The organism is Gilliamella sp. B3892 (assembly GCF_026536305.1).
Lineage (GTDB): Bacteria > Pseudomonadota > Gammaproteobacteria > Enterobacterales > Orbaceae > Gilliamella.
Window position 1 is genome coordinate 1 of sequence record NZ_JAFNOK010000040.1, and the last position, 728, is coordinate 728.

2 protein-coding genes and 1 pseudogene are annotated in these 728 nt (G+C 30.9%); all 3 read right to left on the bottom strand.

The features are described from left to right. Positions 1 to 74: pseudogene (locus J3U74_RS12405) on the bottom strand (single-stranded DNA-binding protein); the annotation flags it as partial. After that, on the bottom strand, positions 64 to 255 hold the full coding sequence (locus tag J3U74_RS12410; protein WP_267328863.1) for a hypothetical protein: 192 nt from the start codon (positions 253 to 255) through the stop codon (positions 64 to 66). The gene J3U74_RS12410 and the pseudogene J3U74_RS12405, both read right to left, overlap by 11 nt. A gap of 23 nt (positions 256 to 278) precedes the next feature. Next, positions 279 to 593, bottom strand: coding sequence for a hypothetical protein (locus tag J3U74_RS12415; RefSeq protein WP_267328862.1), 315 nt, complete (start codon positions 591 to 593; stop codon positions 279 to 281). Between the last annotated feature and the right edge of the window lie 135 nt (positions 594 to 728).

Genomic DNA, 728 nt, shown 5'->3' on the forward strand with positions numbered 1-728 from the left:
GACATATAGCGAATTTCGGGATCTTGCCCTAAGTTACCAACTAGAATCACTTTATTGATTCCTCTATTTGCCATTTTCTTTCTCCAATTGCTCTATTTTGTCCATTTTTATTGATCTTTTATCTATCTCAAATTCATTATCCAATGAAGATAGTATTATTGATAACACAGTTTTTTCGTCATCAGTAGATGTGTTAATTCCATCCACTTTAAATTTAATATCACCTTTATTTTCTTCAATCGTTAGCGTAATCATAATCACTCCTTAGCCAATTTAATCTAGTCATTTTCTTTCTCCAATTGGTTTTGTAGCTTCAGCAATATCTCTTGTTGTTTTTTAATTTTATGTTTTACAACTAACATCAAATACTTTATAGCATCATTTTTTTTACAAAAATAATTCATAACGTGTGGTGGGTAAATCCAACGGGTACAGCCATTACCATCGAAAATGGTAATGCAATTATCATTGATCTCGTTAATTTTTGCTGTTTTGATGTGGGGCGATGGTGTGTTAGCAATGTATAATAAATCCCCAACTTTCAGTTTTTTCCATTCTTTATGTGTAATCATGTAATCACTCCATTTTTTCATTGAAATTACCAACATCCAAATCTTGGATGAATTCTGTTACATCAGTTAATATTTTGGTCTCCTGTTAATATTAAAAAGCCGTTCTAGTGACTGACTAAACTGCTTCTATTTGTTTAATACGCTCATCAAGTTCTT